This is a genomic window from Bacillus taeanensis, from assembly GCF_003318295.1.
Lineage (GTDB): Bacteria > Bacillota > Bacilli > Bacillales > UBA6769 > Maribacillus > Maribacillus taeanensis.
The window spans coordinates 72,206-98,093 of sequence record NZ_QOCW01000018.1; the positions used below are offsets into that span (position 1 = coordinate 72,206).

Below are 25,888 nucleotides of genomic sequence, written 5' to 3' on the forward strand. Positions count from 1 at the left end.
ATCTCATATTCGCAGCTTGCGTAAGTGGTTGTGAGAGGATTAGGCAATCTTTTGATAGAAATGAGATAACGGTTTCATCTTAATTTACTGCATAATGAGAAGTATAGAGCTTCTATAAACAATTGAAAGTGAGGAATAATTCAATGGAATATGTTAAATTAGGCAATACAGGATTGGATGTATCACGACTTTGTCTTGGCTGTATGGGATTTGGTGAAGCAGAACGATGGGTTCATCCGTGGGTTCTTAATGAGGAGAACAGCCGTCCGATTATTAAGAAAGCACTCGATTTAGGAATCAATTTTTTTGATACAGCAAATGTCTATTCAGATGGAACGAGTGAAGAATTTCTTGGACGCGCTCTAAAGGATTATGCAAACCGCGACGAAATTGTCCTTGCAACAAAGGTGTATTTCTCTGTAAATGAAGGTCCAAATCGTTCAGGACTTTCCCGAAAAGCAATAATGAGTAAAATCGATAGAAGTCTTAAACGCCTTGAAACCGATTATGTCGATCTTTACATTATCCACCGCTGGGATTACAATACCCCGATTGAAGAAACGATGGAGGCGCTTCATGATGTGGTAAAGGCAGGCAAGGCAAGATATATCGGTGCTTCCGCCATGCACGCCTGGCAGTTTCAAAAGGCGTTGTATACAGCGGAGAAAAACGGTTGGACCCGGTTTGTCTCAATGCAAAATCATTACAATCTTATTTACCGAGAAGAAGAACGGGAAATGCTGCCGTTTTGTCAGGAAGAAAAAATTGCAGTAACGCCATATAGTCCGCTCGCATCCGGGAGACTGACGCGGGATTGGGCGGAAACAACGCATCGTTCCGAAACAGATCAAATTCAAAAATCTAAATATGACAAAATGGCTAATGCCGATCGATTAATCGTGGAACGGGTGGCGGAAATTGCCGAAAAACGCGGTGTTCCCCGCGTTCAAGTCGCACTTGCCTGGCTGCTTCAGAAAAATCCTGTTACCGCTCCGATTATCGGTGCTTCAAAAACAGCTCACCTCGAAAATGCGGCAGATGCTTTATCAATTCAGTTAACAACTGAAGAAATTGCGTTACTTGAAGAACCGTATGTACCGCACCCGATTGTGGGTTTCAAGTGATTAGAAGAAAATAAAAGATTAAAGAAAATATAGACAGGCAAGTTACGTTAAAAGAGATTGCCAGCTATGTAAATTTAAGTCCTTATTATTTTTCTCATCTTTTTAAAGCAGAAACAGGTTACGCTCCAATCGAATTTGCGGCAAAAAACAGAATCGACACTGCCAAGCTATTATTGAAAACGACATCCCTCTCGATAGCTGATATCGCCTTTCGAGTAGGCTACAGCAGCAGCTCAGGCTTTATTAATATTTTTTATAAAAAAGTCGGCTTTACTCCGACTGAATTTCGAAATCTTAGTATCTAAAGAAAGTCCTCTAAATGTTAGAAAGGATTGTTTGACTTAATTAACGTTTATTGTTCATTCTTGTTTATTTCCTTTACAACAGCTAAGTATATGATGCTGCTCACGGTTATACGATTTTTAATAACAAACAGGATGGTTGTATTAAAGTTGTATTGAAACCGTGATGCTTATCACTCTTATAATAAAAAGCCGCTTGTCAACTCGACAAGCGGCTTTCCGCTATCATCATTTAAACCAACCTTTTTCCTTAAATCTCGATATCGCCTCAATACGGTTACCAACATCTAATTTATCAAGTATGATTGAAATATAATTTCGAACAGTACCATTTGTAAGGTTAAGCTTATCGGCAATCTCATTGGTACTTTTTCCATCGGCAATTAATTCAATGACCTCCATTTCGCGCTTCGTGAGCGGATTTTCATTGTCGTATGCCAGATCAACTAATTCAGGAGCATAAATACGTCGGCCATCCATGATGATGCGGATGGATTGCGCTAATTCCTCACTCGGACTGTCTTTTAATAAATATCCGCTCACTTCTGCTTTTCGCGCACGTTCAAAATATCCTGCACGTGCAAACGTTGTTAAGATAATCACTTTACAAGGTTCGTCGATCAATTCTTCTGCTGCCTCAAGTCCAGTTTTCAGAGGCATTTCAATATCCATAATACAAATATCCGGCTTGTGCTTTTTCACTAATGCTAATGCTTCTTCCCCGTTCCTCGCTTTACCGACAACTTCCATATCTTCTTCCAAGTCAAGTAAAGAACCAAGAGCTCCAAGCAGCATTCGCTGATCTTCGGCAATTACAATTCGAATCACGTCAACGCCTCCTATTTCGTTTGCTGAATAACATTCGGAACTCGAATATCAAGAATCGTTCCATCTAATTTTGTAATCTCTAAACTTCCATTCACAAATTCCAACCGTTCTCTAATCCCCCGAAGGCCACTGCCTTTGGAAAAATCAAGTTCATCTGAAATACCAACCCCGTTATCTTGTACGATGATTTGTAATTCGTCGGGCGACTCCTGAATAACGACTTTACAAGAGGTTCCCTGACTATGTTTCACAACATTCGTTACAGCCTCTTTTAAACACATACTCACAACATTTTCTACTAATAATGGGGTGTGTTTGAGCTCGGTGCTTCCTTCGAACGTAAATTTCATTTGGGCTGCTTTTAAGATTTGCCGAACATGAAGAAGTTCATCCTCAAGCTTTACGCCACGCATACCTGACACCATTTCACGAACTTCTTTTAATGCTGTTCTTGCTGTTTGGTTTATATCATTCATTTCAGCTTTTGCCAAACTAGGATTTCGATCTATTAATTTCCCGGCTAAATCACTTTTCAAGCCAATAAGAGACAATTTTTGACCGAGCGTGTCATGCAGATCGCGAGCAATACGCTGACGTTCTTCAATAACCATCAGCTGTAAAATTCTTTCATTTGCCTTCTCCAGCTGTCCTTCAAGCTTTTCGCGTTTGTTTCGATTATACGTATTAAACGGCAGCAGAATAACACCGATTACAGAAATTACAATAAACGGAAATTGAGAAAAAAACAATTCATTTTGTGTGAAAAAACTTAAGTTCACCGCAATAATTGTCGTTAGAAGATGAACGACATACAGCGTAAAAAAACCCATTTTACTTTGAATGTTTCCAATGAAAAAGGCTAAGAAAATAGCAAAATAAACATACCCGTAAAACAAGGTCATCCCAATACTAATCGCAATTTCAATCCCGACCCATAAATAAACAAGCCGTCCTTTTGAAACAAATGATAATCGGTATGAAACAAAAAACAACAAAACCAAAATCATCCCTAAAATAATTTCTATCGTTGAAGATGATCGAAAGATAAAATAGAAAGGCAGCAAACAAAAAATGATCCATACGTAGATGCTGAGCCCCTTATTTTTCGGGAAAATATTATACCAACTTTGCATATTATTCTCCTCTCTGTTTCATTTCGCTATAAACCAATTATAGTATAACGACTATCATATACTGTTAACCATCATTTCGTCCTAAAATCCTTACATAAACAGCAAAAAGCCTGCTGTGAGAAATCGATCCACAGCAGGTTCGAAGCATGCAGAGCCGCTGCATGACTCTTTTTGCACACGCTCTTTCATACTAAGTTGAACGGTTTTTTCGCATCACGATTTATTTCCCTTGAAGGCTTGTCTGTCTATTCTTGAACTGCACACCAGACTTTGACTGACGAAGAAGATGCTTCACTTCTTTAAAGCTTACAAACGTTTTCCTGTTCTCATCATATAAGCGGAAACGAATAGATTTCAAACTAGAACCTATTGTAATCGTTGTTGCTTTTTGTAATGGAGGTGTAGATTCATGGACTTTTTCCAAGTTATAGTTTGGAACTCTTGGGCTTAAATGGTGAACATGATGATAACCAATATTACCTGTCACCCATTGTAAGATTTTTGGAAGTTTATAATACGAACTTCCGTCTACAGCAGCTTTTACATAGTCCCACTGTTCTTCATCTTCAAAATATGAATCTTCAAATTGATGCTGTACATAAAATAACCAGATGCCAAGTGCTCCTGATACGAAAAGTATCGGTGCTTGTACGATCAGAAGAGCCTGCCAGCCGATTGCCCAGATTAATAATGCGTAAACAGCCACAATCGACACATTAATCACATACGTATTCAATCTTTCCTTCTTTCTTGCGTCTTTACGGTTCAAACGATTCGTGATGAAAAACAAGTAGACCGGACCTAATCCAAACATAATAAGCGGATTACGATAAAGACGATAGGACAGCCGCTCTTTAAACGATGCTTGCGCATATTCATCTACAGTCATGATCCATACATCACCGGTGCCGCGCTTATCTAAATTACTGCTTGTTGCATGGTGAATCGAATGCTCACGTTTCCATTTTTCATAAGGAAACATTGTAATGATGCCAGTAATTGTACCCAGTATATGATTTACTTTTTTATTTTTAAAGAACGAACCATGACAACAATCATGGAAAATAATAAAAATCCGAACGACAAACCCTGCTGCTGCAACTGCAAATCCAAGGGTTAACCAGATAGAAACCGACAAGCTCTGGTACGCAAGAAACCATAGTAAGAAAAAAGGCGGAATCGTATTCATTATTTGTCTTAGACTGGATTTAGTATCCGATTTTTCAAACGGTGCAATGCTTTTTTTAAGGTGAGTTAATTTTTGTGTACTCATGTTTTCCCCCTTGAAAGAACCTATTTCATCATCTATTAGAAAACTAATCCACTCTATAATAAAGGCAATTGATGAGCTAAAGAAGTCATGAACGTCAAGTAACAAATATGACAGTTGTCATATTTGTTACTTTTTTAATATTTTAACGGCCTAAAAACTCAACCCATATTTTAATCGCTGATGCTAGAATTAATCCTGCTAAAATCCACTGCAAAATTTTTGTGTTGATTTTTTGTCCTGCTTTGGCTCCTAGTGGAGAAGCAAGTAAGCTTGCAACGATCATGATGGCAGCTGGAAAGTATTCAATCTGCCCTGTGGTGATTTTTCCAACAGTTGAACCAATCGATGAAATAAATGTAATCGCAAGTGAAGAGGCAATTGTCATTCTTGTTGGAATTTTTAGTACGACAAGCATAATTGGAACAAGAATAAACGCCCCTGCAGCTCCTACAATTCCAGCGCCAATTCCTACAATAAATGCTAAAACAGCAGCTAACCATTTATCAAAAGTTACTTTATCAGGAGAACTATTGTCTTTCCCTTTTTTTGGAACAAACATCATAACTGCAGCAATCGCTGCTAAAATTCCATACACAACATTGACTGCCCCGTCAGACATTAATTTAGAGCCATATCCACCAATAAAACTTCCGGCGAGAATGCTAATTCCCATATAAATAATAAGCGTCTTATTTAAGTATCCACCTTTACGATATGCCCACACACCGCCAATCGTCGCAAAAAACACCTGTATTGCGCTGATTCCTGAAACTTCATGCGCACTAAATGCCGCTAAGCCAAATAAAGGAGGAATGTATAAGAGCATTGGATATTTAATAATCGAGCCGCCAATACCGACCATACCCGAAACGAATGAACCGATAAATCCAATGAAAAAAATTGTCATGATAAATGTAATGTCCATGATGTGCACCCCCATATTTTTGATTCAAAAAGGGAACCAGTCGGCTCCCCTTTTTTATTTATTAGCCTTTTTTAATCCAAAACTTCAAAACGCCATCTTCTTCTATATCTTTTAAAAGCTCATGACCACCTGATTTCGCCCATGCAGTGAGATCACTTTTTGCACCTTTATCTGTTGCGTGAATCTCGAGCACCTGACCTGATTCTAATTCATTGATTGTTTTCTTTGTTTTTACGATCGGCATTGGACATGCTAAACCTTTTGCATCTAATACTTTTGTCGCATTCATCGTTAAAATTCCTCCTATATTGTTTTAAGATTTTAGTGATTGATTTTTATCGTACGGCACAGCGGTTTGGACCAATTTCCATTTCGCGCTGTTTTTCTTCATCCGGACTAATATTCCCCATGTTTGTTTCACGAATTTCTTGATAAGCGTTTGGCTGCGGCGGTAAGTTTTCTGTTACAATCTTCCTAAACTCTGCTTCATCTTCAATGTTTAAGCCGTGGTTTTTCGAGAATAATGTCCCTAATTTTTCTGAAACAGAGCCGTCTTCATTTAATTCTTCAATAATCATAAAGTGTGCCGGCAGAACGATTAACTGATCAGATAGTTCTCTATACCGTTTGTATAACGTTTCACGTAAGTCACCTACCCAATCTTCCGCTTTACCTGCTAAGTCAGGACGGCCGATTGAATCAATAAATAAAATGTCTCCTGAAAGCAGGAACTTTTTCTCAATAACAAACGATGTGGAACCGATCGTATGTCCTGGTGAGTAAATTGGGTGGATATTGATTGTTGTATTTCCAACCGTTACATCGTTTCCTTCTTCTAATTTGTTGTAGTTAAATGTTACTTCAACAGCATCTTTTGGCGGTAACCAATATGCTGCCCCTGTTTTTTCAGCAATTGTACGGCCTCCTGAAATATGATCAGCATGTAAGTGTGTATCAAAAACATGCTTAATTTCTGCGCCTTTTTCTTTCGCAAAATCAATGTATACATCTGCCATACGTGCTGCATCGATAATTGCTGCTTCACCATTTGAAACAACCATATAAGAGAGACAGCCTTTTCCGATTCGAACAAATTGATACAACTCGCCGCCGTCTTTTAAATCGCTGAATTTTACAGGTTCTAAATACTCACTCCACGCTTTCATCCCGCCTTTAAGATAAGAAACGGAACGTCCAGCTTCTGAAAGCATCTCGGCAACCATCACAGATGATCCTTCTTTTGCACAAACAACGAGTACATCTTGACCTGTTGGAATTTGATCGAGAATTTCTTCAACACCGTCAAGCAGATCAAAATAAGGAACATTTAAATAGTTAAAATTTTCACCTTCAATTTTCCAATCACGAAATGCCTCTTCATTACGAACATCAAGAATAAATAATTTTTCTTGATTTACGACCTTTTTCGTTACTTCTTTTGCAGTCATTGTTTTTACTGGCATATTTTATACCCCCTATAGTATTTTTGAATTTAAAAAAATATTAGTTTTTCTCTGTTTCACCTTTCCACTCGCTCATGCCTGGTACTACATTTACAACATTTTTAAAGCCTGCTTCTGTTAATGTTTGTGCTGCTAAATCACTACGGTTTCCTGTTTTGCAAACAACGTAAATTTCGTCTTCCTTATGGAGTTCATTTAAACGGTTTTCAAGTTCTCCAAGTGGAACCGATTTTGCGTTTGAAATATGATTAAACGCAAATTCTGCTTCTTCACGAACATCTAGCACAACAATATTTTCATTTAGTTTATTTTGTAATTCTTCGTTGTTTATTACATGTGGGTGCTTCTTTTTGGCTTTTTCTTCTCCACTTACTTTACGCAGGTAATGCTTTAATACATCACCTTCTTCAACAGTACCTAAATAATCATGTCCTGTACTTTTTGCCCATGCGGCAAGGTCTGCTGTTGAGCCTTTATCTGTTGCCTGCACTTCCATCACTTTACCCGGCTCTAAATCCTTCATCGCCTTTTTTGTACGCACAATCGGCATTGGACACGCTAAATCCTTTGCATCTACTACATAATCTGATTTAATATCATTCATTTTTATCATCCTCCATATAGTTAACTAATACCCCTATAGGTATAAGACTAATCAAAAAATTTTATACAGTTTGTCCTTCCCATGAAAGCATGCCGCCTGTCATATTAATAACGTTAAAACCATAGCTTTCTAGAAATTGTACAGCACGACCGCTTCTTCCTCCTGATCGGCAAACAAGGATATATTCCTTCTTTTTATCTAACTCACTCATACGAAACTCTAATAATCCAAGCGGAATATTCACAGCCGTTGGAACTTTTCCTTCTCTTACTTCTTCTGCTTCACGAACGTCAATAAGGTTTAATGATTTGTTTTCATTTAATAAATTTTCAACTTCTTTTGGTGTTATTTCTTTCATTATGAATACCTCCAATTGTATTAATTCCAGGCGCTCATACCGCCTTTTACATTTGTTACGTTCTTAAAGCCTAACTTCTTTAATATCTTACTTCCTTTATTGCTGCGCATTCCACTTTGACAAATGACGACCACTTCTTTCTCTTTTGAAAGCTCGTTTGCCTTTTTTGAAAGCTCATGGAGTGGAATGTTTTTAAAGTTTTTAATATGGTTACCTTTATACTCCCCTGGTGTTCGCACATCAATAAACTGTTTATTGTTATCTTTCAGTTCATTTTTTAATTCTTTCGTCGTAATTTGCCTAATACCTTTTGTAGGAAGAAGACGCTGCACTAGAAACAAAAAAAGTAGTGCTGGGATTAAAATATTCATATACTCCATTTCATTCTCTCCTTCATATATAGGAAACATCCTCTTTATATTCATTAAATAAATAAGTTAATATTTCCTTCTTCCGCATCACCAATATAAGCAGCAACACCAGCGTAATCTAATCCGTCAATTAATTCTTCTTTCTGTAAACCTAAAAGATCCATTGTCATCGTACATGCTATTAATTTTACGTCCTGTTCCTGCGCCATTTCAATAAGCTCTGGAAGCGGCATTGCGTTATGCTTTTTCATCACATGTTTAATCATTTTTGGACCTATGCCCGCAAAATTCATATTGGAAAGCCCCATCTTATCCGCGCCGCGCGGCATCATTTTCCCAAACATTTTCTCTAAAAAGCCTTTTTTCACCGGCACCTGCGCATCTTTTCTTAACGCATTTAATCCCCAAAATGTATGAAAAATTGTAACTTCATGATCATATGCAGCTGCGCCGTTTGCGATAATATATGCAGCCATTGCTTTATCATAATCTCCGCTAAACAGAACGATCGTTGTTTTTTTCTTTTGTTGACTCATGCTGTATCCCCTTCCTCTCAAATACCCCTATAGGTATATTTAAGTTTAAATTTTTTTAGACTGCTCCTAGCTATAAAGTTTTTTAGCCTTTTTTAATCCAAAACTTTAAAACGTCATCTTCTTCTATATCTTTTAATAATTCATGCCCGCCTGATTTTGCCCATGCAGCGAGATCATTTTTTACGCCTTTATCTGTTGCATGAATTTCCAAAACCTGACCTGATTCCAATTCATTGATTGCCTTTTTTGTTTTTACGATCGGCATTGGACATGCTAAACCTTTTGCATCTAAAGTTTTATCTGCGTTCATCTTAATTCCTCCTCATCTTTGTTCACCATTACCCCTATGGGTATATAGTATATTAAATAAAAAAGGATGTCAATCTTCTTTTATTAACGGCTTTTAACGAGTAAATTGACAGCTTCTTTCACTAACTCATCACTCTTTTCTCCATTTTCACTCGCTTTTTGAACACATTCAATAAGATTCGAGCTAACTAAAACACCCATTGTACGATCAAGGGCTGTCCTGCTCGCGGATAATTGCGTAATAACATCTTTGCAATCTTTTTGTTCTTCCATCATTCTTAAAATACCCTTTATTTGACCTTCGACTCGCTTCAATCGGTTTTTAACTTGAGCATCGTATTTCATTTCTGACCTCCTTATTGTCATCTACTGAATCACACTTACTGAAATTTCGCTTCATGTAATGGTTAGAACCTTTGACTAACCTTAGTATATACCCCTACAGGTATCATGTCAATGCTATAGTTTTTATAAAAATAGATCCATTTATTTGAACTCTTCTAACGGTTCAAACTTATCCAAATGGCCGTCCCTAAAATTAACTGTACTAAAGCCACTGAAGGACTTTTGTGTTTACTTGTTTCCCTACATATACCCCAATCTAGTGTATAGAAACTAAATGGTACGATTTGATGCAAAGGTTTTAAAATAAAAAGCAAAAAGCGCGGTGAAAAAGAGTAATCTCTTACTGCGCTTTTTGCGATATTATTTACAAAAGTGATCATCTTTTTTATTGATACTATTTCCATAAAACAGAAATAGATCTTTTCCTCAAAACCTTTTGATTGTTACAGGTTTTCTCCATTGCTTTCAATCACATCTTTATACCAATAAAAAGATTTCTTCTTCTTACGTTCCATTGTCCCGCTTCCGTCATCATGCTTATCAACATAAATGAATCCATAGCGTTTAGACATTTCCCCTGTTGACGCACTAACTAAATCAATGCAGCCCCAAGGCGTATACCCCATTAGTTCAACACCATCTTCAACCGCTTCACCCATTGCTTCAATGTGACTGCGTAAATAGTCAATACGGTAATCATCGTTAATCGAGCCATCTTCCTCAACCTTATCATAAGCTCCTAAACCATTTTCCACAACGAAAAGGGGTACTTCATAACGATCATACAGTTGATTTAACGTGATGCGTAAACCTATCGGATCAATTTCCCATCCCCAGTCACTTGCTTTTAAGAATGGATTTTTTACTCCTTCGAGAAGGTTTCCAGGAGTCGCTTCTAGACCCGTTTTATCTTTTTTCTGTGTAAGAGACATATAGTAACTAAGGGCCATGTAATCCACTGTATGTTCCTTAATTAACTCAAGATCTCCTTCTTGAATATCAAGCGTAACGTTATGTTCTTTAAAAAAGCGCTTAATAAACGCAGGGTATTTACCGCGCACATGCATATCTCCGCAGAAATAATTGAACAATTGCTGTTCCTGCAGGGCGTACATTACGTTTTCCGGGTTGCAATCATACGAATAGACTGGTGCAGAGAGAATCATACAGCCAATTTGTGCACCTGGAATGATTTCATGACATGCTTTTACGGCAATACTGCTTGCGACGAATTGATGGTGGAATGCTTGGAAAATCTCTTGGTACTTATTTTCTTCCTTTTCAATCGAGAATCCCATACTCATAATCGGGAAATGTAAGGCACTGTTGATTTCATTGAACGTCATCCAATATTTCACTTTATCTTTGTAACGATTGAAGATGGCATTTACATAGCGTTCAAAGAAACCAATCACTTCACGGCTTCTCCAACCGCCATATTCCTTCACAAGGTTTATAGGCATTTCATAGTGGGAAATCGTGACAACCGGTTCGATGCCATGCTTGTGTAATTCATCAAAGACACGGTCGTAGAAAGAGAGTCCCTCTTCATTTGCTTCTAATTCATTACCATTCGGGAAGATACGCGTCCACGCAATCGACATGCGGTATACTTTAAAGCCCATTTCCGCAAATAGCGCAATATCTTCTTTGTAACGGTGATAGAAATCGATTGCTTCATGATTTGGATAAGTATATTTTTCTCTATCAATTTCAAAGTTAAAACCCGGCTCTTTTAATACTCTTAATCTTTCTTTTCCTCCTGGAAGAACATCGGCAATATTTAATCCTTTGTTTCCCTCATGAAATCCACCTTCCAACTGATTGGCAGCCGTAGCTCCTCCCCATAAAAATCCTTCTGGAAATTGTTTATTTACAACAGTCATCTGTATTCCTCCTATAGTTTATTTTTTATATTTTTAAAAGGGGAAAAATAAAAACAATCGCCTTATCCCCTTTCATATCCTTTTAAACAACAAGCGTTAATAAATTTTCATTTGCTTGAACGCTCTTTTTATCAGCTTCTACAATTTCAAGGTAACGATCCGTATTCGTAATAATCACAGGAGTTGTCACTTCAAAGCCGGCTTCTTTAATTTTCTCCAGCTCAAAATTCACTAAATGATCGCCTTGTTTCACTGTATCGCCTTGTTTTACAAGCGGCGTAAAATGCTTACCGTTTAACTGCACGGTATTAATGCCAATATGAATTAAAATTTCAGCACCGTCATTTGATGTGATCCCAATTGCATGTCCTGTTGGAAACACAGCTGAAATCACGCCATCCACTGGTGATACAACTTCACCGACAGAAGGTTCAATGGCAATTCCTTTTCCCAGCGCTTCTGATGAAAAGGCCGCATCGTTTACGTCACTTAACGCTTTCACTTCCCCGGAGATTGGACTTACGACGTTTTCCTTTTTTGTAAGCTGCTTAGTTCCAACTAACGGCTCTCCAGCAGCTACCGAATCAGTTTGTTGTTCCTGCTTTGCTTTCGTTTCAAATCCAAATACAGCCGTAACGATTAGTGCTAATAAGAACGCTGTTAAAACCCCGACTGCGTGCTGAACCATTGGTGAGAATGCCGGGATCGATAAAAAGCTCGGGAAAGCAAACACCATCGCTTTTGATCCAAACGCACCATTAATCGCTCCACCAATCGCTCCTGCTCCAATAACATATATAAGTGTTTTTCGATAACGAAGAATTAGACCGTAAAGAATTGGTTCTGTGACACCTGCTAATGCGCCAGGCAGCATCGTCGAAACAGCTAACGCTTTCAGTTTTTTATCTTTGGCTCTTAGAATAAAACCAACTGCTACCCCGATTTGTGCAAACACCGCACCCGAAAGCATTGACGAAAGTGGGTCTCCTCCAGCACCAAGGTTTTGAATAATGATCGGAACAACTCCCCAGTGCAAGCCTAACAGCGTTAAAAACGTCCAACCCGCACCCATAACAGCTCCAGTAAGAAGACCGCTTCGTTCAGCAAGGAATGAAATAGCTCCACCAATGGCATTTCCTACGTATACTCCAAAGGGACCAAAAATTAAAACGGTTAAAGGAACAATAACAATTAATGAAAGCATTGGAACTAAAAACATTTGTAAATCTTTGTGAATCACTTTTTTAATCATTTTTTCAAATACCGCATACATACATACTGCGATAAAAACAGGGAAAACAGTTGACGAATAATCGACGATGATGGCCGGAATTCCTAAAAATGAGGAAGCTCCTCCTTCAATTAAACCTGTTAAATTTGGCTCAAGCAGCGCTGCCCCAATTGCCCCGCCTACATACGCATTTGCTCCAAGTCTAATCGCAAGCGTAATGCCTAAGAAAATCGGGAGAAAGAAGAAAACAGCATTTCCGGCAGCAGCTAAAATTAAGTACGTTCCGCTTTCTGCAGATAACCATCCTACCATTGTCAGCACTGTTAATAGTGCCTTTAACATCCCGGCTCCTGCAAGCGCTCCCAACAGCGGTGAAAAGCTTCGGGAAATCACATCAAAAACTTGTGAAGTAATCGATCCCTTTGACTCATTAGAAGAATTAGCGTTACTACCAATATTCGCACTGTCTGTTATTTCTTTAAAAACATCCGAAACATGCGAGCCAATAACAACTTGATATTGACCTCCGCCCTGCACCACACTTAACACACCATCTAGTCCTTCAAGTGCCTGTTTGTTTGCTTTGTTCGCATCTTTTAATGTAAATCTTAATCGAGTTGCACAATGAACTAAACTTGAAACATTTTCTTCTCCACCAACGTTTTTTATAATATCTTTTGCTAATGCTTGATAACTCATTGTTTTTCCTCCTCTTTATGTTGTTAACATACTTATTTAATAAATCATCACTATATATTTCATCTCAGCAAGAGTATTTGCTTTCTCTCTCAAAACGATTAGGCATCACCCCTTTCAAAGAAAAAAACCTAAATTGAAACTTTCTATTACGAAAGTTCAATTTAGGTTTTGCCTCGTAAGTAACAATCCTAAAAAAGAATGTGTTTATTTTATTTTTTGACGACTCGTTCAATATGAATCGTTAAATAAAGGATTTCTTCATCAGTTAATTCGTATCGATATTGTTTTTCAACGAATTTTCTAATCTTTTCCGAGCATTTATAAGCCTCAGGGTACTTATTTTTAATGACGTTTAAAAGATCATCCTCATCATCGTTATTATAATGAGTTCCCTTTACTAATCTATGCGCAAAAAACTTTAAATGGGTAATAAATCGATAATAATTTAAAGAGTTTTCATCAAATTCCATTTTAAAATGATACTTAACAATTGTTAAAATATCTTGAATAACCTTCGTCATATCGATCGTATTTGTCATATCTTCATTAAACTGAGCATTTACAATATGAAGCGCTATAAAGGCTGCTTCATCCTCAGGCAAAATCACATTAAACTGATCACAAATCATATTTAATGCTTCGATCCCAATTTCAAACTCCTCTTTATAGAGGTGTTTTGTTTCCCAAAGCAATCCATTTTTTATTGGTAAATTATTATTGAAACGCTCGATCGCAAAATGAATATGATCGGTTAACGAAATATAAATACTGTCATTAAGCTTCTTTCCAAGCTGGATTTTAGCGTAATGAATAATTTTTTCTGATAGTTCCATGTATTCAATTGGAATATCTGCGATTAATGTTTTAAACTTTTTTGTAATATCTTCGTCTTCCAAAGTGAAGACCTTCTCGATTTGTTCTTCGTTGATCTCATCACCAGCGCGTTTATTAAATGCAATACCGCGCCCCATGACGATTACCTCTTGATCGTCTTTTACCGAGATAATAACGTTGTTGTTTAATATTTTGACAATCTTCACTTTTTCACCTCCGACGACAAAAAGACAAAACCATACCTTACTAAAACAGGTAATCGGTTTTGCCTGATCTAACAGTAACAATCCGAACTGTATTCGCTTTCCTACATCATACTACACCTGTTTAATAAATGCAACCGCTTTTTTTATCTTAGCATTTCCATTATAAGAGACATCTCTTCAATGATTCGTTTATTTTCTTTTGAGTGAGCAGAGACGGCTTGGACTAAGAACACAAAACAGCTCAGCTCGTCTTTCTATCATTTTTGGAAAGAGTACCCCTTCCTCAAGGAATGTGAAGGGCGATCCCCCAATAAGTAGGGAGGGGGTGAATTTCCATCACATTTATTACGAACACAAGTACGTAATAAATGATATAATAATAGTTGTACATCCTTGTACATGCTCATTGAAAACTGAACATATAAGGTTGTAGCAGGAAAAGACGCTCTGCTGCGTAAAATGTTCAAGCCTAGAGAAGCCGAAGATGCGTGATACATGACTAGCACAACGTGTGAAAATGGTGCAGTAGGCTTATTAAAAGAAGTCCCAAAGGCAAGACCGATGGGATAGAGGAGTTGGGTGTATTGAGATCACCAATGTGTCAACTCCACTAACGTTAAGCGTTCAGAAATGTTCGATACGTTAGAAACCCCCACTTCAAGCGTAGCTAAGTGGCGGGAGTATTCATTTAAATATGTAGGTATAACAAACTCTTAGTGGTCTCGATTCACAATGTAATTCAATAAATGCTTCAAAAAAGTCGTATTGCGCGGCACCTCCTGCAGCGCTTCTACGGCAAGACAGTAATGTTCCCACATCGCTTTTTTGGCACCTTCCTGACCCAGAATTGACACAAAAGTCGAATTGTTGTTTTCAAAGTCTTGTCCAATAGGTTTTCCTAGTAAAGTTAAATCTCCTTCAACATCAAGCAGGTCATCCTTAATCTGAAATGCAATGCCGGCATGATAGGCGAATTTTTTCAAAGCTTCAATTTCAAACTCCTTTGCATGAGCGAGAATTGCAGGCATTATGAGGGAAGCTTCAAATGCAATTCCAGTTTTATAAAAACAAATCCTATTCAATTGTTCCAGTGTCAATAGTTGCCCTTTGGAATTCAAGTCCATCACCTGTCCCTTACACATATCCTCTGTCTTTTTAGCCGAATATTGAATCAATTTAAGAACAGTTCTCGAATCGAACTCGTCAAGAGATGCTTGCTCCTCAATAGCTTTCTGGGTCATGAAGAGACCAGTTAGTTCTGCAATGGCCGAGCTATACACCCGATGCAGGGTTGGACGCCCCCTACGAATGGATGCATTATCCTGAGATGGCAGATCATCAAAGATTAGGGATGCAGTATGCATATATTCTAAGGACCTTAGAAGCGGAAAGATTGCCGACTTGTTTAATCCATATTCATTCACACCCATAACCCAAGTCATTATTGGCCTCAATCGTTTTCCACCGCCTTCCAAACTATAATTTGCAGCATCAATTATTGGATCTTTGCTCAAAGCATCATTATCGACTTTAGGAATATGTAAGATGCTGTTGACCTGATCACGTACAGTTTGGATCGTATCTAAAAAGTCCTCCTGCTCTTTCCGTTCATTTTTTAAAATGGTAATTATATGGTCTCTAAGCAGTTTATCAAAGAAATCCACATCATCTGCTTTTCGAACCATATTTTGAATTAAACGGTTAAATTTCAGATTTCCAGATCCAAATAAATCCATCACTTCGTTGTATTTTTGGACTCCCAGCCTTGCTTTAAATCGTTTCAGGCCGTTTATCGCACGATCTAGGATCACCTCGCAGGTCTTAGTATCTGAGTGATATACATTGTGGATCAACTCGGAGATGACCGCCCAGTATAATTCAAAGGGGTTTATAAGATCCAAACGCTTATCATGATATTTCATATAGTAAGTATAGGGTGTTACCGCACCTTCCTTCATATCATCAAACATGTCTGCAAAATCATCAGCCAGCTGATTGTAAATTCCATAAAAGAATGTCCGGTTTTCAAAGCCTTCATCTTCAGGAGCACTAATGACTGAACGAGCAATCAATCGTGAAAAAGATGATTTTAAAATGATTGGTATATATATCTCTTCATTAGTGTAATTGGGATTTGATAGATTTTTTACACGGTCCACTTCCTGGGAATGAAAAAAAACATAGGATTGCTCGAAAAAAGATTTCATTTTTTCTGGTCGCTGGTGGTCCTTAATATACTCAAAGGCCTCTCGGAGTTCCGAATGAATATAGCGAATCAAATCCGCATTCTTTCCAGTCCACTCGCCCAATTCCGGCACAGATCCTGTAATAAGTGTGGTACGTATCAAATCCGAATATTGCTTTTTTTCTTTAGAAGATAAGACTTTGGCATCCAGAAGATCATCAATGAAGGGGTAGGTCAGACCATAGGAATAGCCCAGCCTAATGGCTTCATCAAGTTTCTGAGTACGTTCTTCAGACGATATCCCCTCTCCCAACTCTTCAAAAACATGCATTATTACCCCCGCAATGATTTTAATAAGTTTTCGCTGGGCCTGCTCAGCATCTATTCCTTTTGGAATATTGAGGGATACAGTCTTTAATTTGTTGATTACCCAGATCATGGTGGATTCGATACCTTCCTTCTGAGCCAGTCGATACAGACCGGCCATGCTAATTGTTTCAGTTTTATCTTCTCGGGCTTTTGCGGTGGATTGAGTTAAGTGATTTTTTAAACTGTCAACTACACGCCGAATCCTTGTCTGTGTGTCAGGTGAGTCCAAGGCTTTACCCAGATCCCGCATGAAAATATATGAGATGCTCCGGTCCAAGTAATTATCTAGTTTTCCTGTGTACTCCAACCACTGGATATAATTGTCATACCCCATGGAATCTGACTTTTTCTTTCCTCGTGAAAAACGTGAAAAAAAGGAGAAGAGTGGATAATGAATGTGATTCTGTTTCCACGATTGTATATCTTCGGTTAGGACAGGGACATAAGTCTTTTGCTTGAGCTGCACATAAAGTGATTTAAAATATTGAGCAGCCTTCTGTTCAGCCAGCCGATAGCATGCATCAGCATTTTTTGTTAATTCCTTATTCATACTACACACTACCTCTACTTAATGATTTTACATATATGTATGCATTATAAATCAATATTAATATTCCCAGCATTTTTTAAAGCAAATAAAATATATGTAACTATTAGATTTCCCCTGAAAATATTTCTTGAAATTCATCCAGTAGGATCGTGTCATCTGAAAAGGAATAATAAAACGAAAGTGAACTTGCGAAATTTTGGATAACTTCTTTATAAGAGAGCAGTGATTTATAGTAACAGGTTGTATTTTGAAGTTCAAACAATAAAATCAAAAGCAAAAACACATGGTAATTCACAAAAAAAATGCCATGTGTTTTTTATTTAATCGTATTTAGGTTTTTATCCCACTGCTTTTAGTTTATTGGAACACTCCTATTTTCTTAGAGCATCCGAATGACATAAGCATCTAATAAGATTCTTGATAGTACATTCAACGGTAACCTTGACCTTACCTCATAATCCGGAAAGTAAGACTGACTTCCTTTGTATCCTACAAACGTCATTTCCGAAAGCCTTCCAAGACTTGATTCCATCCTTGTAGTTAAAGTAATCGTTGTAATTTGTTTAATATTCAAGTTTTTACATGCTTCAACTAACTCTGTTGTTTCTCCATTTAATGAAATAAAAATGGCTAGTTCATTTTCTTTAATTTTATGTGATTTTAACCTAATAATATTGGGATCATCATGCTTCTCACAATTTTTCCCCATTAGCTGCAGTTTAATGGCCATCTCTTGAGCAATCATTACTGAAAAACCACGAGCAAATATATATATTTTTTCTGCATTATCGATTTTTTGAACAGCATCCTCAATTTGACCAATACTTTGTAATTGAATTGTCTTTATCACTTCATATTCATTCTTTTTAATTGCTTGATTAATTTCTGAATTAATGTCGTCCATTTCCCGGTTATCATCTGAAAAATTCACTTTTTCCTTTAAACTATATTTAAATGAAGTATAGCCATCATAACCGATTTTCTTCATTAATCTTACAATTGTCGCTGTAGAAACATTCGCATTTTCACTAAGCTTTACAATCGACATAGTAGAAATGTCTTCTAAATGATTATGAATATACTCCAGCAAGTACCTCTCAGAGTCACTTAAAGTAACATATATATTACTTGGAATATTAAATAAAATCTCGTTCATAGTATCCTTCCTTTCTCAGAAGTTACATATAATAAAAAATTATAAATCATTCCAGCTTTTCCATCATGATTATTAACAATGCCTAAGAATTTTTATAATAAAACTATTAGCTGTGGTGTTCCTATTAAACAGACTTAATTTACTAAAAATATGATTGATGAATACGTTCACTCAACTTTCTACAGTACCTTTACCATAAAGTAAGATGGCCAAGAAAACTACTCCTTGACCATCTTAAAATCAAAGTTAACCTTTTAAGCAATCGTGATTAATAAAATCTTTTCGCAAGCTTCTAACTAATAACATTTTCATTTTATCGAACTGCTTCGAAAATTGTTTCTGCTATTATTGATTTAATGCTTCATTAATTGTTTCATATACTGTATCTGCACTTTCAGCATTTAGGAGTTTCTCACGCTTATCATCATGAATTAACATTCTTGACAATGATGCTAATGCTTTAATATGTGTGGTTCCTACTTCCTCTTCAGGAATAAGAAGTGAAATGAAGAAACGAGCTGGCTTTTCATCCAGAGACTCCCATTCAATGCCATCATTGCTTGAAACTACTACAATTCCCGGCTTAGTAATGGCAGATGTTTGCGTATGTGGAATAGCAAAACCATCTTGAAAACCTGTTGTACTCTCTTCCTCGCGGTGTTTTAATCCATCTATAACTTCCTGCTTAGAATTAGCTATTCCATGATCTACAGCTATTTGTGAAATGAGTTCAAAAACTTCTTGTTGTGATGAAAGATTTTGATCTAATTTAATTTGAGTTAAATTAAGCAGATTGTTCATTTTCAATATCCTCACTTCCTATTTCTTTATTATGAAATGTTAATTTTCTATAGAGTCCGAATATGACAGCGCCAACTAGAGACCCAATTAAAATAGCTGCTACCCACTGCAATGCACCTGTCACAACTGGAAGGACTAGGAATCCGCCGTGTGGGGCTGGAACTTGAATATTCATCATGTACGTTAACGTTGCTGCGATAGAAGATCCTATCATTAAGATAGGGATTACTACTACTGGGTTTTTAGCTGCAAATGGAATAGCTCCTTCTGTAATGTGTGTGGAACCTAAAATAAAGTTAATTGAACCGGCGTTTCTTTCTGCTTGATTAAAATATTTTCTAAATAATAAGGTGGCAAAACCAGTAGTTAATGGTGGAGCTATACATGCCGCTGATACACCTGCCATAAAATACATATTCCCTTCAGCTAATAGTGCTGTACCTGTAACATAGGCAGCTTTATTAACCGGACCTCCCATATCAAATGCACACATCGCTCCTACGATCAAACCTAAAAGAATTGGATTTGCATTTTGGAAACTGGCCAGGAACGTTTTCATGCCTTCATTAATTGCTGTCATTGGTTCGACTAGAAAACTCATAAGAATTCCAATTAACAATATGCCAAGTACAGGGTATAAGAAAATAGATTTTAAACCATTTAATGACTTTGGCATTTTACTCAACAGCTTCGATAACAGAATAATTAAATATCCTGCTGCAAAGCCAGCAACAATTCCACCTAAAAATCCTGCTCCACCGTTGCTTGCAATCAAACCGCCAATAAAGCCGACAACCATCCCCGGCCTTTTTGCAATCGATTCTGCAATAAATGCTGCTAAAATAGGTACCATTAATTGAAAGCCAAGCTGTCCTATACTCATTAATAATGCAGCTGTTGGATGATAAGATTCATGTTCTGGATTAGCAGAATGAATGCCAAATAAAAACGAAATAGCAATTAATACCCCTCCACCGACTACAAGCGGTCATTATCTCCGGGGTTATCGGCTCTTGGTGATGTGTTCGTTGTAATTAGATACAAATCCCCTTCATAGGGAAAAACATTCCTCAGTCTTTCATTCGAACTAAATATAGGATCCAAGGAGCCGGCTGATTTATTGTAAACATATAAGCTTTGCCCTTTTAATCCTGTTACCAATAGATGATCTTCATAAAATGCAATCCCCGATGGAGCCCATGTTTCATTACCAGAGTGAAGAACTGGTCTCGTTATTCCTTCTTGTTCCTCATCCCCTGTTATTTCAGGCCAACCATAATTATTCCCAGGCTCAATAATATTAATTTCATCTTGTCCACTCGAGCCATGCTCAGAACTATATAATATCGTTCCATCATCATTCCAAGCTAACCCTTGAGGATTGCGGTGCCCATATGAATACACATACGAGTCTCGAAAAGGATTATCTTCTGGAATAGAACCATCAAGATTCATTCTTAAAATTTTCCCTCCTAAACTATCAAGATCTTGTGCGTATTCCTCTACGTGGGCCCATCCTGTTGCAACATACAAATACCCGTCAGGACCAATAGCCATTCGACCACCATTGTATAGTTGATGACCTGGAATCCCATCAACTAGTATGTCAGTTTCTTTCCAGGAGTCACCATCATATACCACCTGAACTACTTTATTCTCTAATCCAGAATCTGATCTATACGAATAATATATATAGGCTATTCCACTTTCCTGAAAATCTTCTGCCAACCCCATACCAAGTAGACCACTTCCCCCATCTTGTACAATCGGATCAGACGTTTGAACTTCATACCGTTCCAATTGTCCGTCCTGAATGACAATCATATTTCCTATAACCTCAGGTATGACAATAAAATTATCCATCACGTGAAGATCCCATGGATAGGTCAATTTATCGGCCAGTACTTCCATTTCCCAATCCTCTGTAGACATATTTAGCAAACTTAGTTCTGAACTCGTATCACTTGGGTTACTTCCTTCTTCTTGATTTGCATTTTCTGTATCACTATTGTTAGGAGACCCCTGTTCCTGAGAAGCCTCATTTTGTTCCTTATTTTCTGTTCCACTTTGGCAACCTGCCAATACAAGGCCAGCAGCAATAAATAAGTTTATATATTTCCTCATCAACTCGCTCCTCCATTTATTCACTTCATTTTGTGATGGATTATTAGTTTACATAGATATAATATATTTAACAGAAAACAACTAATAGTATTTTCTATTCTGTTACTTTTTCAATCGTAACTTTAAAATTACCAGTCATACTCGTAAGCTTTTCTATTCCAGATTCAATGTGACCTAATTTAATAAGTCCATGTGCGTATCCAAAATTTTTATAAAAGATAGCTAAGTTTCCCCAAGGAGAATAATAAGTGAAATCTCCAACTGATGGTTTTATCCCTGATGGTGCATCTATTGTAGATAATTTTCTTGGCAGATCACTTATTTTTTCAGTGTTGGAATAATCCTCTAAAGTTAGAGTTAATGGGAGTAAGGTAAGAAAATCTCTACTTGCGGAATGATCATCTAATTTCACCGTTACTTCTTCGTTGTTGAAAATTAATTTTACTCTTGTGGCTTCTACATGGTTATTAGGCATCTTTTCATCTCCTATTGAATTAATTATTTCTTCATATCCCTTGTACTAGAACTTGGTGACCATTCTACAGCTCAGAGTTAACTCTAAGTCAATAGATTTAATAAATTTTAGACGGTTAAACATATATAATATTTGTACACAATGCACACTACATTCCTCTCTTCAATTTTTTTGAAGTCTTATCTCTTGCCTTAAAGTGCACTCTAAGTTATAGACTTTATCTTGTATTAAAACTAGTTTAGGGACCGACTAAATAGCAGAAACAAAAAATAGCTAGACTTGAATAGGTATTATACGTTTCCAAAGTCTGTCTACCTAAATCTTAAAAAACCTATCTAGTTTAAAGGAGGATCTACAATGACAACATGGTCAAAACAAGAACTAGACAAGATCACTGTGGCCGATGACCTTCATATCTCACCTTTTCGTGAGGACGGGGTTACTTACGGCACACCGACCTGGATTTGGTCCGTCGTGGTCGGAGATTACCTCTATGTACGTGCATACAACGGGCAAAACTCTCGTTGGTACAATGCCGCTTTACGACAAAAAGCAGGCCGGATCACTGCAGCAGGAATGACGAAGGAAGTCACATTTAAACCAGTAAACGATTCAATGAACGACCTTATCGACAATGCCTATCGAGAAAAATATAATAAAAGCCCATATCTTAGTCCAATGGTCAGCGATCGCGCTCGTTCTGCTACAGTCAAGGTGATACCCCGAGATTAAGCGAAGTTAGCCATTAGGGAACGGTTACTTTTCGGAAATAGTATTTCAGTGGAAAGGCTATAAATTAAGAAAAAACAAGATTTTACCAAGTCATAGGTAAAATCTTGTTTTTTCTACTTTTGAACTTATATCTTTATAATTTTTTAAATAATCTTCTTTCAGCATATTCCTTACACAATGGACATACTTCGATTTTTTCGTGTCTATCATTTTCGTATGTCGTGAATGGTTTAACTTTTTTCTTGCAGAAGAAACAGTGCTTTGAATTAAACAACTTTGAAAGGATATTCATGCCACTCCCTCCTATCTAAAAAAGTTTGCAAATGGCATGTTTAAATTTCTTCCCCAGACTGTGATATTTACACCCGCGATGGCAATCAATGCGAGCTTCCAAGTCATCGCTACGCTAGATACTACGGATAGTGCACTGGCTACGAACATAGCCCCACCCGTAATAGTTGTTACAGTGAAACCAATATGGGACAGTGGCAAAAGGTGTCGGGCTGCAACGATCACCGGCAGAACACATTGATTAATCCCAATTAGTAGACGCTAGGGTCACTTTCCAACTTTATCATACGCTATATATAAAAGTTCTCCACATCAAATTATTGTATTATTTTACGGTCCAAAATCACAAATTCCACCATGGAGAAATAGGAATGTATAAGTCTGAATCTAACTGTAAAGTTTGGCCAATTTCAGGAGCGATTAGATTAACTTCTATTTCTTTTGCCGCTTTTAATGCTCTTTCTATAGGCTCTGTCCAACCATGATAGGCAAGGGTAAATGCTCCCCAATGCATTAACATCATGGTCTTTCCATTTACATCTTTATTCGCTTGGACAGATTCTTCAGGTGTCATATGAACCCAAGACCAACGCCTATCATATTGACCTCCTTCCATTAAGGTGATATCAAACGGTCCGTATTTTTTTCCAATCTCTTTAAAATGGGCACCATATCCTCCATCTCCACTTGAATATAAACGTGTTTGTTTTCCTAGAATCACCCAACCTCCCCATAAGGTCGTATCTCGATTAGTAGGTCCTCTTCCTGAAAAGTGTTGGGAGGGAGTCAAGGCTACAGTTAAGCCCTTAAACTTCGTTACATCCCACCAATTGAGTTCAGTAATTTTTTCTTTAGGAACTCCCCATCGAATCAAATGAGCACTTACACCGAGAGGAACAAAAAACTGGCTGACCTTGTCTTTAAGCTTTCGTATGGATGGATAATCTAAGTGATCGTAATGATCATGGGTAATAAAGACAGCATCAATAGGCGGCATTTCGTCAATAATATGCAAAAGGTCACCAGTATACCGTTTGCTTCCTACAAATGAAACGGGTGACGCAATTGGACCTAACATAGGGTCTATAAGTATCTTTTTATTATCGATACTCAGCAAAAAAGTAGAATGCCCAAACCAAGTTAAACTTTCTTCCTCACTATGAATTTTGTTCCAATTAATCTCGGCAACAGGAATTTGACCGGCAGGAGTGCGGTCTTTACCACCTGAAATAGATTCCCTCATCATGGAGAAATTATCAGATAAACTCATATCCAACTTTGTGGGCACTTGATTGACAAATTTACCGTTAGCATAATTAGCAAACTTACTATATTTTTCTTTTTGTTCTTTACTTGGGTTCCCGCCGAATACTGGATCTAGGTTTATAAACATTGTTATGGCAACACATAATCCAACTAATAAAATGAAAAAATACATCATTATTTTTTTTACAATTCCTTTCCTGACTTTCAGTGCAGCATTTTCGATTATTGTCTGTGAGGTAGTGGGTTCTTTTGAATTTGACACTTTATGTACGTCCTCTCATTGAATTGACAAGGTTACGCGATCGGCACCAAGGGGCTGATAACCGTTTTCGCTTATTCCTGCCGATTCGTTCTTACCTGCCTTATTCTTTACAAACACTTCCAATATACTAGTTACACACATCCCATCACCTATCTAACTTATAAGTTGAAGTGCCTCAATCTTTTTTCAAACGCTATAATCCATCTTTAAGCCGTACTTTTGGGCATGCGTAGTTTAGTCTAATGAAGTTTTATCATTTATCATGAACAATTAACGCATCGAATCAAATGATTCGATGCGTTTGTTTTATAATTTATTGTAAGTTTCATCGTCGACAGGTTCCAACCATTCCGGCGTACCTGCAGTGATTGCAATGTGTTCAAACCAGCTGTCTTTTGCAGCACCGTGCCAGTGTTTTACACCATCATGCGTGACAATAACATCACCAGCTTTTAGAAATTGAGCTGATTTTCCTTCTTCTTGGTACCAACCTTCACCACCAGTTACTAGTAAAATTTGATATCCATCACGATGAATATGCCAGTTATTTCGGCATCCTGGTTCAAAGGTCACAGTCCCAACACCAACATTTACTTTTGGATCAGCAACTAATAATTTAAGATAACTTTGTCCCACAAAAAATTGTGAAAATGCTTCATTTTTTTCTCCCGCTGGAAAAATAACGCCATTTTTTACTTCTTCATGCTTTGCCAATTTAATTCCTCCGATCAAAACCGATTCCTCTCGATTTTATATGATTTTTTACGGTTTTATATGAAATAAAACCAACTGTTCCAAGCTCCTATTATTTTAAAGGAGGTAAATTAGAATAAGATAATATTTGTTTCAGTCAAATAATTTAGTACAAGTGGAATTATATTCCTTAGACTTAACTCTAAGTCAATAGTTAATTTAGATTTTTGCCCAAGTTTTTTACTTAGATGAATAAACTTTGCATAGGTCTGCCGAAGTGGTATTAATCAGCCTTGTTGAAAGATCATGACCACTTTCATTGAAACCCCTAGATTTAATCCTAAGTAGAATATACTCTTGTGAAACTATAAAATCAAAACCACCAGTGTGAACTGGTGGTTTGCTCTGCGGCTGAAAGCCTCTGTTACCGGCCTGGGCCTAAAAGGCCCGCTGAAAGGGTTTCCCTTCTGCACCACATTCACTCACTAATTCTAAAGAATTTCTTTAGTTCTTCCGATTTTTCTCTCCCGTAAATGGGTCATATTCTTCGAACAATG

The 25,888-nt window shown here is 37.3% G+C and carries 25 protein-coding genes and 2 pseudogenes; 3 read left to right on the forward strand and 24 right to left on the reverse strand.

The window, feature by feature from the left end:
- Positions 1 to 143 precede the first annotated feature (143 nt).
- The gene (locus tag DS031_RS15900) at positions 144 to 1,124 is read left to right on the forward strand and encodes an aldo/keto reductase (RefSeq protein ID WP_113807050.1); all 981 of its coding nucleotides are present in this window, start codon (positions 144 to 146) and stop codon (positions 1,122 to 1,124) included.
- A gap of 29 nt (positions 1,125 to 1,153) precedes the next feature.
- A complete protein-coding gene (locus tag DS031_RS24705; RefSeq protein WP_425451977.1) occupies positions 1,154 to 1,429 on the forward strand; it encodes a helix-turn-helix domain-containing protein in 276 nt (91 codons plus the stop codon).
- Positions 1,430 to 1,654: 225 nt separating this feature from the next.
- On the opposite strand, the gene DS031_RS15910 is transcribed toward DS031_RS24705, so the two are convergent.
- The 21 genes and pseudogenes from DS031_RS15910 to DS031_RS16010 form a co-directional block, all read right to left on the reverse strand.
- Positions 1,655 to 2,254 (reverse strand): response regulator transcription factor, encoded by a 600-nt coding sequence (locus tag DS031_RS15910; RefSeq protein WP_113807052.1) that lies wholly within the window; start codon positions 2,252 to 2,254, stop codon positions 1,655 to 1,657.
- A gap of 11 nt (positions 2,255 to 2,265) precedes the next feature.
- Positions 2,266 to 3,387, reverse strand: coding sequence for a sensor histidine kinase (locus DS031_RS15915; RefSeq protein ID WP_113807053.1), 1,122 nt, complete (start codon positions 3,385 to 3,387; stop codon positions 2,266 to 2,268).
- Positions 3,388 to 3,607: 220 nt separating this feature from the next.
- Positions 3,608 to 4,660: a Delta(5) desaturase DesA gene (gene desA / locus DS031_RS15920; RefSeq protein ID WP_113807054.1), complete on the reverse strand. Its 1,053-nt coding sequence runs from the start codon at positions 4,658 to 4,660 to the stop codon at positions 3,608 to 3,610.
- Between the two features lie 142 nt (positions 4,661 to 4,802).
- Complete coding sequence (locus DS031_RS15925; protein ID WP_113807055.1) at positions 4,803 to 5,585, reverse strand: sulfite exporter TauE/SafE family protein; 783 nt, start codon at positions 5,583 to 5,585, stop codon at positions 4,803 to 4,805.
- 61 nt (positions 5,586 to 5,646) lie between these two features.
- The gene (locus DS031_RS15930) at positions 5,647 to 5,874 is read right to left on the reverse strand and encodes a sulfurtransferase TusA family protein (RefSeq protein ID WP_113807056.1); all 228 of its coding nucleotides are present in this window, start codon (positions 5,872 to 5,874) and stop codon (positions 5,647 to 5,649) included.
- 46 nt (positions 5,875 to 5,920) lie between these two features.
- Positions 5,921 to 7,055 (reverse strand): annotated as a pseudogene (locus tag DS031_RS15935) (MBL fold metallo-hydrolase).
- Positions 7,056 to 7,088: 33 nt separating this feature from the next.
- Entirely contained in the window at positions 7,089 to 7,652 is a 564-nt protein-coding gene (locus DS031_RS15940) for a sulfurtransferase TusA family protein (RefSeq protein WP_113807058.1), read from the reverse strand.
- Between the two features lie 61 nt (positions 7,653 to 7,713).
- Positions 7,714 to 8,010, reverse strand: coding sequence for a rhodanese-like domain-containing protein (locus DS031_RS15945; protein WP_113807059.1), 297 nt, complete (start codon positions 8,008 to 8,010; stop codon positions 7,714 to 7,716).
- 20 nt (positions 8,011 to 8,030) lie between these two features.
- Positions 8,031 to 8,390, reverse strand: a complete 360-nt coding sequence (locus DS031_RS15950; protein WP_113807060.1) for a rhodanese-like domain-containing protein — start codon at positions 8,388 to 8,390, stop codon at positions 8,031 to 8,033.
- Between the two features lie 44 nt (positions 8,391 to 8,434).
- Positions 8,435 to 8,917, reverse strand: a complete 483-nt coding sequence (locus DS031_RS15955; protein WP_113807061.1) for a DsrE/DsrF/DrsH-like family protein — start codon at positions 8,915 to 8,917, stop codon at positions 8,435 to 8,437.
- Between the two features lie 82 nt (positions 8,918 to 8,999).
- Entirely contained in the window at positions 9,000 to 9,227 is a 228-nt protein-coding gene (locus DS031_RS15960) for a sulfurtransferase TusA family protein (protein ID WP_113807062.1), read from the reverse strand.
- Between the two features lie 83 nt (positions 9,228 to 9,310).
- On the reverse strand, positions 9,311 to 9,571 hold the full coding sequence (locus DS031_RS15965; protein ID WP_113807063.1) for a metal-sensitive transcriptional regulator: 261 nt from the start codon (positions 9,569 to 9,571) through the stop codon (positions 9,311 to 9,313).
- Positions 9,572 to 10,014: 443 nt separating this feature from the next.
- The gene (locus DS031_RS15970) at positions 10,015 to 11,457 is read right to left on the reverse strand and encodes a glycoside hydrolase family 1 protein (RefSeq protein WP_113807064.1); all 1,443 of its coding nucleotides are present in this window, start codon (positions 11,455 to 11,457) and stop codon (positions 10,015 to 10,017) included.
- Positions 11,458 to 11,539: 82 nt separating this feature from the next.
- Positions 11,540 to 13,387, reverse strand: coding sequence for a beta-glucoside-specific PTS transporter subunit IIABC (locus DS031_RS15975; RefSeq protein WP_113807065.1), 1,848 nt, complete (start codon positions 13,385 to 13,387; stop codon positions 11,540 to 11,542).
- 209 nt (positions 13,388 to 13,596) lie between these two features.
- Complete coding sequence (gene licT, locus DS031_RS15980) at positions 13,597 to 14,427, reverse strand: BglG family transcription antiterminator LicT (protein WP_113807066.1); 831 nt, start codon at positions 14,425 to 14,427, stop codon at positions 13,597 to 13,599.
- Positions 14,428 to 15,140: 713 nt separating this feature from the next.
- On the reverse strand, positions 15,141 to 17,531 hold the full coding sequence (locus DS031_RS15985; protein ID WP_113807067.1) for a polyprenyl synthetase family protein: 2,391 nt from the start codon (positions 17,529 to 17,531) through the stop codon (positions 15,141 to 15,143).
- A 379-nt stretch (positions 17,532 to 17,910) separates the two neighbouring features.
- Positions 17,911 to 18,687, reverse strand: a complete 777-nt coding sequence (locus DS031_RS15990; RefSeq protein WP_113807068.1) for a MurR/RpiR family transcriptional regulator — start codon at positions 18,685 to 18,687, stop codon at positions 17,911 to 17,913.
- Between the two features lie 345 nt (positions 18,688 to 19,032).
- Positions 19,033 to 19,488, reverse strand: coding sequence for a PTS sugar transporter subunit IIA (locus tag DS031_RS15995; RefSeq protein WP_113807069.1), 456 nt, complete (start codon positions 19,486 to 19,488; stop codon positions 19,033 to 19,035).
- Positions 19,472 to 20,476, reverse strand: a pseudogene (locus DS031_RS16000) (PTS fructose transporter subunit IIC); the annotation flags it as partial. The pseudogene DS031_RS16000 and the gene DS031_RS15995, both read right to left, overlap by 17 nt.
- Positions 20,467 to 21,612 carry a PQQ-dependent sugar dehydrogenase gene (locus tag DS031_RS16005; RefSeq protein ID WP_220182090.1) on the reverse strand — a complete coding sequence of 382 codons (1,146 nt, stop codon included), beginning with the start codon at positions 21,610 to 21,612 and terminating at the stop codon, positions 20,467 to 20,469. The gene DS031_RS16005 and the pseudogene DS031_RS16000, both read right to left, overlap by 10 nt.
- A gap of 94 nt (positions 21,613 to 21,706) precedes the next feature.
- Entirely contained in the window at positions 21,707 to 22,087 is a 381-nt protein-coding gene (locus tag DS031_RS16010) for a cyclophilin-like fold protein (RefSeq protein ID WP_113807071.1), read from the reverse strand.
- A 357-nt stretch (positions 22,088 to 22,444) separates the two neighbouring features.
- Between DS031_RS16010 and DS031_RS16015 the strand changes: the two genes are divergently transcribed.
- Positions 22,445 to 22,819, forward strand: coding sequence for a DUF2255 family protein (locus DS031_RS16015; RefSeq protein WP_113807072.1), 375 nt, complete (start codon positions 22,445 to 22,447; stop codon positions 22,817 to 22,819).
- A gap of 634 nt (positions 22,820 to 23,453) precedes the next feature.
- Here the strand turns inward: DS031_RS16015 and DS031_RS16020 are convergent.
- The 3 genes from DS031_RS16020 to DS031_RS16025 all read right to left on the reverse strand — a co-directional run bounded on the left by DS031_RS16020 (position 23,454) and on the right by DS031_RS16025 (position 25,352).
- Positions 23,454 to 24,551: an MBL fold metallo-hydrolase gene (locus DS031_RS16020; protein ID WP_113807082.1), complete on the reverse strand. Its 1,098-nt coding sequence runs from the start codon at positions 24,549 to 24,551 to the stop codon at positions 23,454 to 23,456.
- Positions 24,552 to 24,653: 102 nt separating this feature from the next.
- A complete protein-coding gene (locus tag DS031_RS24495; protein WP_281269132.1) occupies positions 24,654 to 24,779 on the reverse strand; it encodes a hypothetical protein in 126 nt (41 codons plus the stop codon).
- A 165-nt stretch (positions 24,780 to 24,944) separates the two neighbouring features.
- On the reverse strand, positions 24,945 to 25,352 hold the full coding sequence (locus DS031_RS16025) for a cupin domain-containing protein (RefSeq protein WP_113807083.1): 408 nt from the start codon (positions 25,350 to 25,352) through the stop codon (positions 24,945 to 24,947).
- Between the last annotated feature and the right edge of the window lie 536 nt (positions 25,353 to 25,888).

What these genes read in the sequence shown, in the direction of transcription:
- DS031_RS15900 (WP_113807050.1), top strand. Translation starts at nt 144, where the DNA reads ATGGAATATGTTAAATTAGGCAATACAGGATTGGATGTATCACGACTT.
- DS031_RS15915 (WP_113807053.1), bottom strand. Translation starts at nt 3,387, where the DNA reads ATGCAAAGTTGGTATAATATTTTCCCGAAAAATAAGGGGCTCAGCATC.
- desA (WP_113807054.1), bottom strand. Translation starts at nt 4,660, where the DNA reads ATGAGTACACAAAAATTAACTCACCTTAAAAAAAGCATTGCACCGTTT.
- DS031_RS15925 (WP_113807055.1), bottom strand. Translation starts at nt 5,585, where the DNA reads ATGGACATTACATTTATCATGACAATTTTTTTCATTGGATTTATCGGT.
- DS031_RS15930 (WP_113807056.1), bottom strand. Translation starts at nt 5,874, where the DNA reads ATGAATGCGACAAAAGTATTAGATGCAAAAGGTTTAGCATGTCCAATG.
- DS031_RS15940 (WP_113807058.1), bottom strand. Translation starts at nt 7,652, where the DNA reads ATGAATGATATTAAATCAGATTATGTAGTAGATGCAAAGGATTTAGCG.
- DS031_RS15945 (WP_113807059.1), bottom strand. Translation starts at nt 8,010, where the DNA reads ATGAAAGAAATAACACCAAAAGAAGTTGAAAATTTATTAAATGAAAAC.
- DS031_RS15950 (WP_113807060.1), bottom strand. Translation starts at nt 8,390, where the DNA reads ATGGAGTATATGAATATTTTAATCCCAGCACTACTTTTTTTGTTTCTA.
- DS031_RS15955 (WP_113807061.1), bottom strand. Translation starts at nt 8,917, where the DNA reads ATGAGTCAACAAAAGAAAAAAACAACGATCGTTCTGTTTAGCGGAGAT.
- DS031_RS15960 (WP_113807062.1), bottom strand. Translation starts at nt 9,227, where the DNA reads ATGAACGCAGATAAAACTTTAGATGCAAAAGGTTTAGCATGTCCAATG.
- DS031_RS15965 (WP_113807063.1), bottom strand. Translation starts at nt 9,571, where the DNA reads ATGAAATACGATGCTCAAGTTAAAAACCGATTGAAGCGAGTCGAAGGT.
- DS031_RS15970 (WP_113807064.1), bottom strand. Translation starts at nt 11,457, where the DNA reads ATGACTGTTGTAAATAAACAATTTCCAGAAGGATTTTTATGGGGAGGA.
- DS031_RS15975 (WP_113807065.1), bottom strand. Translation starts at nt 13,387, where the DNA reads ATGAGTTATCAAGCATTAGCAAAAGATATTATAAAAAACGTTGGTGGA.
- DS031_RS15985 (WP_113807067.1), bottom strand. Translation starts at nt 17,531, where the DNA reads ATGAATAAGGAATTAACAAAAAATGCTGATGCATGCTATCGGCTGGCT.
- DS031_RS15990 (WP_113807068.1), bottom strand. Translation starts at nt 18,687, where the DNA reads ATGAACGAGATTTTATTTAATATTCCAAGTAATATATATGTTACTTTA.
- DS031_RS15995 (WP_113807069.1), bottom strand. Translation starts at nt 19,488, where the DNA reads ATGAACAATCTGCTTAATTTAACTCAAATTAAATTAGATCAAAATCTT.
- DS031_RS16005 (WP_220182090.1), bottom strand. Translation starts at nt 21,612, where the DNA reads ATGAGGAAATATATAAACTTATTTATTGCTGCTGGCCTTGTATTGGCA.
- DS031_RS16010 (WP_113807071.1), bottom strand. Translation starts at nt 22,087, where the DNA reads ATGCCTAATAACCATGTAGAAGCCACAAGAGTAAAATTAATTTTCAAC.
- DS031_RS16015 (WP_113807072.1), top strand. Translation starts at nt 22,445, where the DNA reads ATGACAACATGGTCAAAACAAGAACTAGACAAGATCACTGTGGCCGAT.
- DS031_RS16020 (WP_113807082.1), bottom strand. Translation starts at nt 24,551, where the DNA reads ATGATGTATTTTTTCATTTTATTAGTTGGATTATGTGTTGCCATAACA.
- DS031_RS24495 (WP_281269132.1), bottom strand. Translation starts at nt 24,779, where the DNA reads ATGTGTGTAACTAGTATATTGGAAGTGTTTGTAAAGAATAAGGCAGGT.